At 42.1% G+C, this 13,238-nt stretch carries 13 protein-coding genes; 9 read left to right on the forward strand and 4 right to left on the reverse strand.

Annotated elements, in window-relative coordinates; all coding sequences use genetic code 11:
* On the forward strand, positions 1 to 3,120 hold the full coding sequence (locus tag MKS91_RS03540) for a DotA/TraY family protein (protein ID WP_258569466.1): 3,120 nt from the start codon (positions 1 to 3) through the stop codon (positions 3,118 to 3,120).
* 23 nt (positions 3,121 to 3,143) lie between these two features.
* On the opposite strand, the gene dotB is transcribed toward MKS91_RS03540, so the two are convergent.
* The 4 genes from dotB to MKS91_RS03560 form a co-directional block, all read right to left on the reverse strand.
* Entirely contained in the window at positions 3,144 to 4,292 is a 1,149-nt protein-coding gene (gene dotB / locus MKS91_RS03545) for a Dot/Icm type IV secretion system ATPase DotB (protein WP_272880552.1), read from the reverse strand.
* A 62-nt stretch (positions 4,293 to 4,354) separates the two neighbouring features.
* On the reverse strand, positions 4,355 to 5,101 hold the full coding sequence (locus tag MKS91_RS03550) for a type IV secretion system DotC family protein (RefSeq protein WP_258569467.1): 747 nt from the start codon (positions 5,099 to 5,101) through the stop codon (positions 4,355 to 4,357).
* A gap of 12 nt (positions 5,102 to 5,113) precedes the next feature.
* The gene (locus MKS91_RS03555; protein ID WP_258569468.1) at positions 5,114 to 5,626 is read right to left on the reverse strand and encodes a DotD/TraH family lipoprotein; all 513 of its coding nucleotides are present in this window, start codon (positions 5,624 to 5,626) and stop codon (positions 5,114 to 5,116) included.
* A 98-nt stretch (positions 5,627 to 5,724) separates the two neighbouring features.
* Positions 5,725 to 7,161, reverse strand: a complete 1,437-nt coding sequence (locus MKS91_RS03560) for a hypothetical protein (protein WP_258569469.1) — start codon at positions 7,159 to 7,161, stop codon at positions 5,725 to 5,727.
* Between the two features lie 64 nt (positions 7,162 to 7,225).
* On the opposite strand from MKS91_RS03560, the gene icmT reads away from it, so the two are divergent.
* The 8 genes from icmT (at position 7,226) to MKS91_RS03600 (ending at position 13,231) form a co-directional block, all read left to right on the forward strand.
* Positions 7,226 to 7,477: an IcmT/TraK family protein gene (gene icmT, locus MKS91_RS03565; RefSeq protein ID WP_258569470.1), complete on the forward strand. Its 252-nt coding sequence runs from the start codon at positions 7,226 to 7,228 to the stop codon at positions 7,475 to 7,477.
* Entirely contained in the window at positions 7,474 to 7,833 is a 360-nt protein-coding gene (locus MKS91_RS03570; protein ID WP_258569471.1) for a hypothetical protein, read from the forward strand. The genes icmT and MKS91_RS03570 overlap by 4 nt, the downstream gene beginning before the upstream one ends.
* A 10-nt stretch (positions 7,834 to 7,843) precedes the next feature.
* Positions 7,844 to 8,086, forward strand: a complete 243-nt coding sequence (locus MKS91_RS03575; RefSeq protein WP_258569472.1) for a hypothetical protein — start codon at positions 7,844 to 7,846, stop codon at positions 8,084 to 8,086.
* The gene (gene icmQ, locus MKS91_RS03580) at positions 8,049 to 8,558 is read left to right on the forward strand and encodes a type IVB secretion system protein IcmQ (protein ID WP_258569473.1); all 510 of its coding nucleotides are present in this window, start codon (positions 8,049 to 8,051) and stop codon (positions 8,556 to 8,558) included. The genes MKS91_RS03575 and icmQ overlap by 38 nt, the downstream gene beginning before the upstream one ends.
* Before the next feature lie 49 nt (positions 8,559 to 8,607).
* Positions 8,608 to 9,756 (forward strand): type IVB secretion system coupling complex protein DotM/IcmP, encoded by a 1,149-nt coding sequence (icmP, locus tag MKS91_RS03585; RefSeq protein ID WP_258569474.1) that lies wholly within the window; start codon positions 8,608 to 8,610, stop codon positions 9,754 to 9,756.
* A 4-nt stretch (positions 9,757 to 9,760) separates the two neighbouring features.
* Complete coding sequence (locus MKS91_RS03590) at positions 9,761 to 12,046, forward strand: TraM recognition domain-containing protein (protein WP_258569475.1); 2,286 nt, start codon at positions 9,761 to 9,763, stop codon at positions 12,044 to 12,046.
* Positions 12,039 to 12,521, forward strand: a complete 483-nt coding sequence (locus tag MKS91_RS03595; RefSeq protein ID WP_258569476.1) for a hypothetical protein — start codon at positions 12,039 to 12,041, stop codon at positions 12,519 to 12,521. The genes MKS91_RS03590 and MKS91_RS03595 overlap by 8 nt, the downstream gene beginning before the upstream one ends.
* Positions 12,522 to 12,613: 92 nt before the next feature.
* Positions 12,614 to 13,231 carry a type IVB secretion system apparatus protein IcmL/DotI gene (locus MKS91_RS03600; RefSeq protein WP_258569477.1) on the forward strand — a complete coding sequence of 206 codons (618 nt, stop codon included), beginning with the start codon at positions 12,614 to 12,616 and terminating at the stop codon, positions 13,229 to 13,231.
* Positions 13,232 to 13,238 lie beyond the last annotated feature (7 nt).

Consider the following 13,238-nt stretch of genomic DNA (forward strand, 5'->3'; position numbering starts at 1 on the left):
ATGACCAGATATTTAACTGTCATACTCGTTGTTTTGGCCTCTAGCGCTCATGCTGATGTTCTTAGTGGCTATATAAAGACGGGTGGCGACTATTTTTTCTTTAGTCAAGCCCTCCCGTTTTTGTTTGGAATTTATAATTATGGTATTTTGGCCTGTTTGGGATTTTTAGCTGCTTATACCTTGATTTATGCAGGGGCACTTGCAGCATCGGAAGGTGCTGGTATTGCAAGAAAGTTGAATACATGGGTGATTATTCGCTCAATATTGGGTGCTGCGTTATTGATCCCTTATGGTGATAACCTGAATAACTTTGCGTTGATCCAGCGGCTTGTGATTCAGGTGGTTAAAAGCAGTTTAACCTTTGCGGGAAACTTTTTAGTAATTGTTACGTCCTCTTTAAATGTCGCCACGGATTCCAATCAGGCGGGACAAGTTTTTACGAATGTTGATGTGGCACTTAAAACTGTGGTTGATATGGCGTATGATCAGTTATTACTAACGGAGTATTGTCGTGCATTTCCGGCTGAGACAGAGTGTATTACAGGAGGTGATTACAGTAAACCGAAATCGGCGATTCAACAAAATCATTCGCCCCTGGGTGATGTAGAAGTTAATCTTCAAGAAAACATCAGTGCGTATAAAGGACTCATCCAAACGGTTATAGCGCTAGAAAAGCAGAAGTATTTGATTGACCCTCAAAATGGTGCAGAAGATTGGACAGCAGAGACGCTTCAAGCCAAACTGTATGAGACATTTGGTGGTAGTGAGTCAATTGTGGGGCTAAAGCTAGACAATTCTGGAGGCGCCATTCAGCATGACCCCCCCAAAGTTGACAAGCTAAACCCAGTACAGAGTATGAGGTCTATAAAGATTAAAGCGTCGATTTTGAACCAGATGGAAACTGGTCAGGGGCCAACTGGAATAATCTTCCAAGATAATTTTGATCAAATGTTTTTTAGTGATGTTTTGGTTGGTTTGGGCTATATCATGGATAAAATGATGCAGACTGTTGGTTCAAAGCCATCTAAAGCTACGGATGTCAGTCAATATTTTGGTGTGTATAAGCCGCCGCTTAATCTCGATAAGACTATAAAGGGAAAAGACTTTAGCGTTAATATTCAAGATATTAAGGATGATGATTATAGTGGCATTATTGATAAGGCCAACAGTCAAGTGGCTTATGCGATCATGAAAAGCAGCAGCGATGAGCTAAAGGAAAAGCTTTCCAAGCCTATTAAGTCGGGTAACATAGATATAGATATTAATGAAGGGAAAGGTACGGGAGTGGAGGAAGTTCAAGCTCTTTTGGTTCAACTAGAAGATGAATCTGAAGGGATCAAAAGTGCAAGTAGTCAACCGCTAAATCTTAACTATGGCGGTAGTATTACGCCGGAGCGCATTCATAAGATCCCTTCTGAAAGTGATGAGATGTTGAAAAAGATGATTGAGGCACTTACAGGGTATAGTAGTGTGGAAAAAACGGTTTCACCGGGACTATACACATACAGTGATGTGTCCGTGAGTCCAATAAAATATTTATCCGATATGGGTCAGAAGATGATCAACGCCAGTATTGATTATACAAAAAACGCTATTACAGGAGATGATGGCGTGATGGCCACAGATGCCCAGCTGGCACAAGAGGTTTGGTCAATGAATTCAGCGTTGTTGTCAACGGCGAGGGCTTTGTCTACTGGTGCGGAAGCGTCAGGACCCTTTGTGGGGTGGGTGAGGAGTGTGGTTTTTGGTGCCAATGCGGGAATAGCCATTGGTATAGAACGTTATAACTACAAAGCAGGTCTAGACCAGGAACTGATGTATTTAAAGCAGCCTATCGGTGCTGCTATATCACAGTTATTGATGATTTGGGGGTTAATATTTAGTGTGTTTTTGCCAACAGTACCCTATATGATTCTCCTGTTTTCTTTTGCGGGCTGGGTGTTATTAATCGTTGAAGTCATGGTGGCATCACCACTTGTAGCATTAGGGTTGGCACATCCAAGCAGTCAGCAGTTTTTAGGTGCATCTGATCAGGTATTGATGATGTTATTGGTGATGTATCTAAGACCATTGCTAATTATTTTCTCAGTGCTATTTGCCACATTGTTGTCATATATTGCTCTGTCGTATTTGAATTTGGGTTTTGTGCACTTACTCAATGTGGCTATCTTTTCTGGTACGCTGAAAGGTGGTGTTCAACTTGCAGCGTTTATTGGTACCATGCTGATCTATTCGTATGTTGCTTTTGTGGTTATTTTGCAGGCATTCTCTTTAATTGGTTCGCTACCAGATAAAATTGGTAGTTGGATTGGCGTTGGCCCTATGGGTGGGACAAGCCCATTAGAGCAAGTCCTTGGTGTGAGGCAAGATTTTGAAGGCGGCGTATCCGCAGGGGCTCAAGGTGTCTCATCACTTGGAGCAAATGCTAAATTACAGACTGTAGCCACAAGGTATGAAAATATTACTAAAATTATCAAAAGTGATGCTGGTGAAAGGTTATTGGCCCGAGCGGGTAAACATGATAAAGCCATTCAAAAGCTAGATCCGGCTCAGAAAAAGCATGCGGAGAAGTTAAAGAAAGAAGGGAAGTCTGATAAAGAGGCATACAAAGCAGCGAAAAAATTAAATTCCTGGGGGCCTGGAGGCGTGTTCTCCATGAAGAAGCTAGGGATTATAACAGGTAACTCAAGTAGCCATATTACTAGTAAGCGCATCGACCAAGCGGATCCAGCAAACAGGATCGACATATTGGAAAATTCAGCGTTAGGAAGGGTGAGTCAATCACGTTCACTATCTAAATTATTAGCTGCGGATGTTGGAATTCTCGCTAATAAATTCAATTTGGTTACATATGCCAGAGGAACGGCAAACATAGCTGGCATCTTGGGTAACATAGCTGGCAGCTTGGGTCAAGAGTTTGCTAATAATCTGAACGTTGTTCCTAATAAACCCTTAGGTGTTCCTTTTGCTATCGTTTTAACACCGTTCACATCGTTATATAAAGCGGGAAAATCGGGTTTTTCGGGCACTAAAGATATAGTTAAGGACATGGGTAATGCGCAAAATTATAAGTCGTTCGCCGAGTGGAAAAAGACGGAGAATCCGTTCCATAATGGGTAGTGTTATACAGTAATCTTATGTGCTTACTTACCAATATCCTCGTCTTTTGATTTGTCTTGCTGTTCTATTTTCTTGAGCACCTCTGTTGAAATGATACCTGCTTTATGCTTAGCTTTGGCAGCATCTAGCATGGTCAATTTATTCTTTTTGAGGATCTTACGAATATTTGCTGTGATGTTTTCCATATCACCAGCCAGTAACTCGTCTCGGATTTTATCGGTAAATACCAAGTACTCGCGAAGAGCGGTTTGTTTGCCATCGGTTGATGGAACAAGGCGCTGCCACACAATCAGTCGCATGGTTTCTATGATATCAATGGTTTTACCCGCGCGCTCACTCTTGGGGAAGCTACCTACGAGTCTTCTAACGGTCTCAGCAACACCGTTACTATGTACAGTGGTGTAAACCGGGTGTCCGGTTAATGCGGCGTCTAGGACGGCATTAATGGTCTCATAGTCCCTGGATTCACCCACGAGGATTAGTCGGGGTTTTCTCCTTAAAGCATTCCGAACCCCTTGAGCAAAAGTGGGCAGGTGCTTGGGAATCTCGGTCTGACTAATAACAGCCGTTGGGTTGTCAATATTGTCATAAACAAATTCAATGGGAGACTCATAGGTTAGTATTTTTCGGTGCTCTTCAGCATCTTCTGCAATATCACGAATAATTGAGGCCAGTAGGGTGGTTTTACCAGAACCAGTGACACCAGTGACATACACACAACCATCTTGTGGTTTTAAACCAGATTCAAGTTCTTTATCTATATCCATCTCTGAAAGGACAGGAGGGTCTGTAGGAATGGTTCTTAGAGTAATCTGAATGCCTTCATGACCATCAACCAAACAGGCAGTGGCATTAACACGAAAACGTAATCGTTCGGCACGACTGGGTCTAAACTCATAGTTGGTATCAATGTCTTCACCACTTAATAGTCGGGTTGTACCATTGGCACCATATATCCCATTTAATAAGTCACCAACTTCAGCATTGGACAATACTTTTCTGGTAATGCGTTTAAGTTTTCCATATTCTTCCATGATGATCATTTCACCTGTCTGGATGGTGATATCAGAAACTTCAAACTTGGCACAATGTTCTAATATAATATTTAAATCAGGTTCAGAGAAGCGACCAGGCTCTCCTTCCATTATATAATCTTCTGGTTTTGTTGCCATAATATATCCTATTTATAAAACGTCTCTAATTATAACGCAATATTTGGATCTGGCAGAATTATTTATTCGTTGGCATTATAGAGTATTGGATGCCATTGGTTGGTTTGTGGGTTTAAGACAGACGGTGTCACAATCTTGATGATTTTGTCATTGAGTCTTAGTCCTTGGGTATTACCAGTGACCCCTAAGTTGGTTGTTTCAGCATACGGTGCAGAAATCATATTTTGTAGGTGAAGCTGGTGGTAGAGGACAATGCCTTTGAAGTCTCTTAATAAGCGAGCAAGAGCATCGCTAAAAATAGCATCTGCCTGTTCAATACCGATTTCCCATCCAGTGGCCAAAGCATCTTTCCAAATCTGCTCTTCAATTTCATTATGAGGAAGCAAAGACTCTGGGGGTGTTTGAGGCTTGCTATATACAAGGTATATGTAATCTCTCCAACTTGGAGGAACGGTCACAAATCTAGCAGGCTCAAGCATTTTAATTTCTTGATCTGACAACCGGATGGTTTGATCATTTTCTAATGAGTAACTTTTACCATACTCTGCAACAATAGGAGGCAAGATGTTATGCACCATAAGCAGGGCATTGAAATCAAACACTTGATCTAGATATTTACTATGTGAATCAAGATAAGTGGCGACTTGTTGAGACTTCCAATTCAAGCCGGCTTGTGCACCGTAAGACAATGCTACCTCTTTCATGGCTTTCTGGTGACCGGAGTCTCCATCATCAGGTGTTGGATCACAGCCTGTTAATAGCACCAATGCAATGCTTGCTGGTAGAATGTAACGTATGGTTCTCAACATATGGAAATCCTCTTAGGTGTTGAGGTACATGATCTCAATAGCTTTGCTTTCTGTATTGAAAGAAATTCTCGCATGTCCCTGAATTTGATACGCTATGTTCTGAATGATTTCAGATAATGGGGCTGACTTAGCTTGTACAGAAATAATGATGGGCGTTGCCGTTGGATTACCGATCTTAGAAATTTTAACATTGGCTGTTTTTCCAATCTGCTCAATCAGTGGTTCACAAGGTCCGGTGTATTCTACTGATGCCAATCCAGATAACTCTACAGAGAATTCTTGTCTGAAACTATCGTCTGAAGCTGGTTGACTAGCATAACGAAGTTGGGCAAGTTTCTGAAGTGATGTTGTTGCAGCGCGAGCAGCTTCTGCAATGGCAATTTCCGTATCATTCGATGACTTGGTCACATTCGGACTGATTGAGATTTTATGTCCGTCGTCGGTCATAGCGTATTCATCAACACTACCGCCACCACAACCAAAGAGCAACGTAGATACACCTAAGCAGATGATCGATTTTTTCATAACGATACCCAAGTTCAGATTATAACTATATTGAATAGATTTCCGACGCATATGTCAAGTAGGAAATGCGTTTATTATTTAATCCTTGAAAAATAAGTTTATTCGTTTACGGTGTCTCGCATCTGCTGTATTAAGGTGTTGGCTGAAGCAGCCGTTATAGGGTCTTGGGCAGCCAGGGTTAATTGTTCTAGTGCTTCGGAATGTTTGTTCATACAGTGTGCAAGAATGCCTGCCTCTAAGTGGTAAGCACCATTGGTGATATGCTTTTTTTGGTAGCGCTTCAAGTAATCTTTAGCTAAAGCATAATGACCTAACCTGCGCATCATTTTACTCGCATGTAATAAAATATAATCAGAGGGTTTATGGAAATGTTGTTCGAGGCAGGCTTCAATCATGTTTTGGGTGTGTTCGGCCTTGGTTTGATCAGGGGTAATGGTTTGGCTAAAGACCTCAAGGCAAAAGCTGTCGTGGTGAAGTAATGGTGCTATAGAAAGACATATTTGGTTGGGGATTGAGGATTGGGTACGAAGAAAGTGTAGTATCGCAGCGCCATCACTACAGCTTGGGTTGGTAGGAGGGGTGTAATCGATATGTCCAATGGCAACTGTTTGGATGATGGGGTAATGTTGTGTGATGGTGTGTAAACAGGTATTGCTGGGAAGGCATTGTGCCACAGCATCCATATTAACGGTTGTAGAAAAGTTCCCTTCAAGATTGAGGTTAAAGCTCTCGTCATAGTTAAAAGATTCGGGAGTTAAAAACATCTTGTCATTGATGAGCATCAGATTATCAGGATTTTGATGAAAAAATTGTTGAATAAAGTCGATTGCAAGGGATGGTATTGTGTAGCGGGGGATTTTTTGGTAACGCTTGAGTAGATTGGGGTAGGTGTGATGGGTTTTGGTATTAAGGTTGCCAAGCTTTAACTTTAAAGCGTCAAGGGGTCCTGAAAACTCAGGGGTAAGATGCTTTCTTGGTGATTGTAATGACAGGCTTTGTAGAGTGTGGTGCTCATAGCCCATAAAGGGCATGGAGTCTAACAAATAATTTGCAATCAAGCAGTAATGTGGGTGATTGTCAAGACACACTTTTTTAAGATCATGAAGCCATTCTCCTGACAGCTGCACCGGTTTGATGAGTCCTGAGTCAATAAAGGGTTGTAGTTGTGGGTGGTTTTTCCAAAAATCAAGGCAGTCGTTGCTAACATCAGCCATATAAATAACAAACATATCCAATGGTTGAGATAATGACTCGGTCATTAAGGCTTTTGCTAAGTGAAAGGTGTGTTGCCCAATCCCTGCACCATAATCAATAATGATGTAACTATGCTGCTTATAAGGTAAGTGTTGTGCATGCACGTTGATGGCTCTGGCATGATACTGAGCGCATAGAGTTGTGTTGGTGACAATATAGGGCACGCTTTGATCCCAGGCACTGATGCCGGTTTTTTTATAGTGATCTGTGATGATCGGCCACAACTTGCTTTTGCTGATACAGGTTGCGTCTTGGAATGTCTTGAGTAAGTTTTTTAACATTTGGCCCTTGAAGGAGATTGTGCATTGTAGTATAATTTTTAAAGATATATTTTGGTAGTGCAAAATGGCGGAAAATGGAAATTGGCAAGATACAGGGCGAGAAACAAAGCTTTGGATCTTGAATTCATCGACAAGTTTTCCGATATTGTTGTTTTTGCTGAATCTCTCGTGGGGTACATTCTTTGTGGTTATTGTCACGATGGGAGTTTTCGGTGTGCTAGATTATTATGGGTTTAAGCCAATGGTTTTTTTGAGAAGAGTGCGAGTGCTCTTGGCAGGGCCTAGGAAATCCGCTAGACCATGGTGGATGTCATGAGTGATGTTTTTAAAGAGCTGTCAGGGGCGTGTATCAAATATGCCAAGACGAAAGAGGTTTCTTTCACCTTCAAGCATAAAAGTTTGTCGCCTGAAGAGGTCTTTGCAACGTTTGGGATATTGCCTGCCATGATAAAGCGGGCAAGTAAAGTAATGTCCGTGTGCTTGAGTGTGTCTTTGTGCGATAGCTATCCAAAAGAAGAGCGCAGCTATTTGGGCTATACAGCCAGCATAACTTCGTTGCCTCTGTCAACGCCATTGGTGATGCTGTTTATTATTGATGTTTTGGAAGAAGTCATTGCCGGCAGAGGGGGTGGTGAGGTCGTGGCTTTAGACGAGTTTGGTTACGAAGAATAATTAAGGTATTATGAGTATAAATATAAAAGAATATCTTGCATTGCAAGAAGCTGACATTGTTCTGGAAGAGGTGCAAAATACACTTCGGATGCTGATTAAAAATCGTCCAGATTCCCCTAACTATGTTGAGGCCTTGTCTTTAGTCCAGGATGTGTTACGTATTGAGCCCCATGTGGACTCTGCTGTGGCGTTAAAGGAGGCGTTGATGCAATCTGATGCTTGCAGCAAGCGGGAAGAATATGAGCCTGTCTAAAAAGATTAAACAATATGAAGGGATCTTGAGTCACGATGTTTGGGGGCGGTCAGCATTATTGGGGATGATGGCTGATAAAATGCGGCAGGCATTGAATGGGTTGAAGAATGTCCCCTTGAATGGGTCTGGGGTAGAGGGGCAGCACCAGGCTGTTTACGTGGTATTGTTCCATAATTCTGGGGGGGATATTGCGGTTTGGGAGTCGCAGATTCGCCAAATTGAACATTCGGTTGTTGGGCGTCCAATGTATTTATCGAAAAGTGCTGCGGACGCGTGCATTACCAGGCATTATCAAGAGGGCTGTGCTAAGCTTATTGTGCCTTCTCGGAGCATTGTTCAGAATGCCAATCAGCATTATTTGCATCGGTTGGTGCAAGGGCAGTGTGAGGTGGATGCCTTTTATTGGCAAGGTGAGACATATGTTTTTGACGGAAGAAAGCTCCGGGTGTTGACAAGTCGCTATTCTGATTGAATTATGGATTTAATGGCGATATAATGATGTTACCTGTCTTATTTAGGAGATGACATTGAAGGGCGGAGGCCAGCAGCAAAATCCCCCTGATCAATCGCTTGACTTGTTTTTGATCATAGGACTTATTGCGGTTGTTACGATCGTATCATGGTATTATTACTCAGAAAAGATCGTCCAGGCGATTTTTGCCATACGCTTGATTGAGGCAAAAGCTGTACTGGCTTTTTTGAATGTTATTGAACGTTTTTCAGAGCTTGTTCATGAAGATGTTATTGCCATTGCGTATTTAAAATCTTCGATTAACTATATGGAAAATGTCTCTCCTGGTTCTGTCACATACAAAGATCTTTACCAAGTTTCTGCACGATTCGGTGCAGCATTGTCATTGCCAGCCATAATTATAGGCTCTTTGGGTGTAGTCTATTGTTTGTTCTTTCACCGCTTTTCACGTTTTAATCAAGTTTACAGTATGACGTCTTTGGCCCGTCAAGAGGTGAAGAACTGGCCGCAAATCAGCTGTGTATTGGGGAAAGGCTTGATAAAGCAAGATGTGCGTAAAGGCGAGTGGCGGATGAGTGATCAGCCATTGAGTTTTGCAAAAAAACATGGATTATTGCGGCAGGAGCTTGTCAAGGGGCAAACAGTTGCCAGGCTGGAGAAAGAAAAGGCTGCTATTGTTTTTTGTGCTCAAATGGGTCCACTGTGGTCAGGATTGGAAGGGTTGCCACCCTATGTTTTGGCATTATTTGCGATATTTTGTGCAAAGGCAGAGAATGATTCAGAGGGCGCGCGGAGTTTATTAAGAAGTATTGCGGCATCTGCTGCGTCAGGTAGTTTGGATTTTGGTGGTACTCGCTTATTGTTGTTTAAACATGTTCGATCAAAGCGGGTCGGAAAAGCGGTTTCTCCTCATGCATACCTTTATACAGTAATGGCCTCGATGATTACGCTGGCAAGAAGAGATGGTGTTTTGTCGGTGTCTGAGTTCCTTTGGCTAAAGCCATTGGATCGTAAATTATGGTATGTGTTGTCTAACGTTGGACGTCAAACAACGTTTGTTGAAGTTGCGGGCCCTATGGGGCATTGGATGGTAGAGTGTCGATTACGACGGCCTTTAAAAGTGCCGGTGGTTGAGCAAGCAGTTGAGGCGTTAGATGAAGCTTTGGCAAATATCCTAATCAATTTAGATGAGGAATGATTAGATGAGAGGCATTGAGAGCGGTCAAGAACAGAAAACCAGTCAGTTAATTCGTGATACCCGTTCACTTGGGCAAAAAGCAGCGGAGCTCTTTAATAGACCCACAGGTGCAGCGGCTGTTATTGGTGCGACAACAGCTTCAGCAGTCATTCTGCCCGCAATCGCGGACATATTGATCCTGCTTAATGTCATGTTTATCTCATATACAGCAACCCGTAAGGCAAAACTGCCGTTTAGAATGCCCCAGCGTTCTAAGATGGTGGACTATGGTAATCTAAACCCTGGAACTGGAAAGCCTATGAAGGCAGAAGGTACCTATTACTTTGGTAATGACAAAAAGAATCAAAAAGAATTGTGGTTTGGTGATAGTGATATGCGAACCCACGTTTTGATTTTCGGTTCTACCGGTTCTGGTAAAACGGTATTTTTGGTATCATTGGCCTTTAATGCGTTGGTTCAATCTAGTGGCTTTATCTATGTTGATGGTAAAGGTGACAATAGTTTATATTCAAGTGTGTTTTCGATCGTTAGGTTTTTGGGTAGAGAAGATGATCTGTTATTGATTAACTTTATGACAGGGGCAAAAGACATTGTGGGCCCACAAGAGAAGCGTTTGTCGAATACGCTGAATCCCTTTGCAACAGGCTCATCGAGCATGTTGGCAAACTTGGTTACCGGTATGATGGACTCTTCTTCCGGCAGTGGTGATGGAGATATGTGGAAAGGTCGTGCCATTGCCTTTGTAGAAGCGTTGCTGAAAGTCTTGGTTGCGATGCGAGATGCCGGGCATATATTGCTTGACGCCAATACCATTAGGAACTATTTCTCGCTTGAGCGTTTAGAGGCTATGGCAGATAATGTTTTTATGCGGGATAATGGCGAATACTCTATTGATATGAGTAACTTACCAAGTGTGGTTAAAGAGCCTGTTATGAACTACTTGTCCACACTCCCGGGTTATAACAAAGAGAGAAAAGGTCAGCAAGTGTCGCAAGTGTTTGAGCAGCATGGTTATATTACGATGCAGTTAACCAGGGTGTTCACATCACTTGCGGATACTTATGGGCATATTTTAAGAACTGACTTGGCTGAAGTTGATCTACAAGATGTGGTATTGAATCGCCGTATATTGGTGGTTCTGTTGCCTGCGTTAGAGAAATCTCCGGATGAATTGTCCAACCTTGGTAAAGTTGTGATTGCATCTATGCGCTCAATGATGGCTTCAGGTCTCGGTGACTCAGTAGAGGGAGATTATAGAGATCTGATTGTTCGAAAGCCAACCAATGCGGAAACACCATTTTTATGTATTCTTGATGAGTATGGTTATTATGCAGTGAAAGGCTTTGCGGTGGTACCTGCTCAGGCCCGTTCACTTGGGTTTTCGGTGGTTTTTGCGGGGCAAGATTTACCAGCTTTCCAAAAAGCATCAAAAGAAGAGGCTGCATCTATTGGTGCAAATACCAATATCAAAATCTGTATGAAGCTGGAAGATCCAACTGATACTTGGGAATTCTTTATGAAAGGGGCTGGTGAAGCTTATGTCTCAACAGTTGATAGTTTTAATGCCAATCAAAGTAGTCTTAGTAACTCTTACTTAGATACCCGTAGTGCCAAAATGGATAAGCGGGCGCGAATTGATTTGCTTGACTTAAAAGATCAAGGTTTGGGTGAGGCGCACATATTTTTCAAATCAGATATCGTTCGGGCTAAAACTTTTTATGCAAATCCGCCACCTTGTGGATACATGCAACTGAATCAAATGATCAAGGTTGATATGTTGTCGGATCAAAAGTTGTATGACTTGGTGAAAGGGATTGAGGATTACACCTCCCATCAGATTCCAGAGGTAATTCAAGTTGAAGAAGACCAGGCGCTGCAAGAGCTTTTCGCATTACTAGATAAAGCAGAAGGGGGCTTGATTGACAAATCTCTAGCCATTTTAAGTGATATGCACGCCAATAAAGAGGCTCAGGTCGAAGAAGTTACGGATGAGCCGGTTGATGTGGCTCTGGTTAATGTATTTACGCGTTATCTTGTTGAGGGTGATGCCAATAAGAAAATCAATGCTATTTTAAATCGTAAGGAGTTATCATCGCAGTTGGTGCTTTTATTGCGTTTCTTTGGCGAGGATCAGGGAAGTGCTCAGACTGGAGCAGACGTGATGTTGGATAAAGTAGAGGCGTTGACAGGTGTTTATACGCCAATTGGTTTATTAGATCATTCAGCGGTGGCTGCTGCTGTAGATGATATTGAAAATTCATTGAAGAAGGAGGAGGTTAAGAGTGAATAAGATGCTACACCGATCATGTTTGCTGTTACTGTTGTATCAATGCAGCGCCATTATGTCTGCGGACCAGTTTGGTCAATTTCAAAAGCGTTTTGATGATTACAATGCCTATATGACTCAGGCAGGAAGTCGGATCAATGTTATGATGCCAATACGATTGCTGTATCAGGGGAATACGACGTATCTTGCAGAAAATGCTGTTGAGATTGGCGACTTGCTGGAAGATTTAATCCGTTTGTCGAGTGGTAAGGTATACTTGAAGGGATCAATCAATGTGGCGAAACCAGATTTGGTCTTTCAAACATCTTCTTTGTACGCCCAAGTGTCTCATTTGTCTGAGTTTTTGTTGGCAACATTAGAAGATGTGAGTTACTCGCCGGTTACAGTGTCTCAGTATGTGAAGAATAATAGTTATGCCATTTGGGATGTTTATCCAAATGATGAAACTTTCGTTAATGTTGAGTTAACTATTGATTAGTATGGACTATGTGAATATGTGTCAGTTTTTTTTGATTTTACTGGTGTATACGTGCGATAATTTAATATACGCCAAACGCAGAGGTTTAGCCGATGTCTGATGCTTTAGAGACAATTGCTTTGAGAAACGATTTTTATCGTGATGGGTACAGGAAGTCATTGGTAATTATACTGACTTTAATTGTGACAAATCTAATCGCTTTTATGTCCGTTCTAAAGCTGTATGATAAAACAGAGCCAGTCGCTTTCTTTGCAACATCACCAGATGGTCGTATCATCCCCGTTCTGCCATTGAGCGAGCCTGGAATGAAAGATGCAGAGCTTGTTGAATGGGCAAAAAATTCAGCCATTCGGGCTTACACATATGACTTTGTTAACTATAAGACATCATTGCAAGATGCTTCTAAGTTTTTTACTGATGTCGGTTGGACAAAATTTCAACAAGCATTGCAAAAAGCCAAGACTTTGAAGACAGTAGTTGATCAGAGACTTGTGATGACGGCTAGAGCAACAGAAGCGCCCCAAATTATTAGTCAACGGGTTTTAAATGGCCGTTATACCTGGAAGGTTGTCATGCCGTTAATTTTAAAGTTAAAGGGCCCTAAGAATGTGGATCTGCCGGTTCGCTTAACCATGATGGTTCAGCGGGTTAGCTTGGTCAACAATCCAGAGGGTGTGGGTATTGTTAACTTTGTGGTATCAGAGGGATAAGAGTGTC

This window comes from Candidatus Synchoanobacter obligatus (assembly GCF_024259865.1).
In the GTDB taxonomy this organism is placed as follows: domain Bacteria; phylum Pseudomonadota; class Gammaproteobacteria; order Comchoanobacterales; family Comchoanobacteraceae; genus Synchoanobacter; species Synchoanobacter obligatus.